Source organism: Microcoleus sp. BM001215392 (genome assembly GCF_036700185.1).
In the GTDB taxonomy this organism is placed as follows: Bacteria; Cyanobacteriota; Cyanobacteriia; order Cyanobacteriales; family Microcoleaceae; genus Microcoleus.
This window is the reverse complement of record NZ_JAUBOJ010000680.1, coordinates 1-1,691: the sequence shown is the minus strand read 5'-3', so window position 1 is coordinate 1,691 and position 1,691 is coordinate 1. Positions and strand designations below refer to the sequence as shown.

At 45.6% G+C, this 1,691-nt stretch carries 1 protein-coding gene; it reads right to left on the bottom strand.

The features are described 5' to 3' along the window. A partial coding sequence (locus QT974_RS34105) for an aminotransferase class I/II-fold pyridoxal phosphate-dependent enzyme (protein ID WP_333472778.1) occupies positions 1-1,272 on the bottom strand: 1,272 nt, incomplete at its 3' end. Positions 1,273-1,691 lie beyond the last annotated feature (419 nt).

Here is a 1,691-nt window from a genome sequence, read left to right as displayed (position 1 = left end):
AGGGGGAGTGGGGGAGAGGGGGGGATGGGAAAAATCTTGTTTCTTGCTTCTTGCTTCTTCTTTAAACATTAATCCATTAAGTCCGTTACACAATCCGCTCCCGAACTTGCTTCTTTCTGCTAAAAGCGTCAAAGCTTTAACTAGATTGTCAATATCTGTTTCTGTATTTCCCAAACTGATAATAAATGTGAGATGTTGCGGCATTGGTAATTCTGCGGTGACTGCGAGTTCGGAGTGGAGAATTTCATCAGCCGCAAATCCTGTTATTCCTAAATCGGATACTTTTACTGTTAGCCTGGTTCTGTCGAGTGCGACAAAACCGGGCGTATTTAATGGTTCTAAAACTGATAAGCCGGGAATTTGACTGATGTGCGATCGCGCTTTTGCTGCTAAATCTAAAGTTTGCATCATTAACTCCTTCCCGTGGAGGGCTATTTGTTGGCGGGCGGCGTCTAATGATGCTAATAATAAGTAGCTGGGACTGGTGGATTGTACTAGCTGCAATGCTCGATCGACTTTTTGGATATCTATGCGATCGCCCAAGACGTGCAACATCGAGGCTTGTGTCATTGCACCGAGGGTTTTGTGGGTTGATTGTACTGTTAAATCTGCCCCTGCTGATAGGGCCGGTTCTGGCAAGTTGGGATGAAAGTTAAAGTGGGCGCCGTGGGCTTCGTCTACTAATAAGGGGATGTTGTATTGATGGGTAATTTGGGCGATCGCCCGCAAATCCCCACACACGCCGTGATAGGTTGGGTAGACGACCATTACTGCTTTGGCGTCGGGATGTTGTTTTAGTGCTGCTGCTGTGGCTTCTGGGGTGATGCTGTTGGCAATATCCCAAGTGCGATCGTACTCTGGAGCAACAAAAATCGGGATTGCACCGGATAAAATCAAGCCGGAAATCGCCGAAGAGTGGATATTTCGAGGCAAGATAATTTTATCGCCCGGGCCGCAAGTCGCTACAATGGCGGCGATAATTCCGCAAGTCGAACCGTTTGCTAAAAAGCGAGTTGAGTCCGATCCAAATGCTTGGGCTGCTAACTCTTGAGCTTGCGCAATTGCACCGGATGGGTTGAAGAGATTGTCTAATTCTGGCAATTCGGGCAAATCTGAGCGAAATACGGCGGCACCGAATAAGCCAACTAACGGCCCTGAAATTCCTTGTCCGCGTTTGTGTCCGGGGGCGTAGAATGGGCTGTGATGGTGGTTTGTGCGATCGCGCAGCGCATCTAATAGGGGAGTTTGTTGTTGAGAGTTTGGTACTGACACACTTATACCATTTGAGATTTGAGATTTGAGATTTGAGATTGGGGATGACTCACTGGATCTTCCCTAATACTCAAGGCATAATTTTAGGCGGACATAACAGTTAATTTTCGCTATTTAGATAGATGTGTTAGGCGCTGTTTTGATTTTAATATAATAGACTCGTTCAGGGTGCATCTTACTTTGGCAAATATGTTTGTAGGGGCGAAGCATGACCGTAGTGAATATGGGACGATCACTAATAACTTATCTGCGCTCATGCTTCTTCAGGCTTCAAAAACCAGATGCACCCCTCATTCATAAATGTTTGATTCAGAGTTCAACCGCAGATCAAGGCAGATAGACGCAGATAGACGCAGATAAATTTAAGGTATTATAAAACTTCATTAAGTTTGTAAGCAGTAGTAAGCAACGGTAGTATC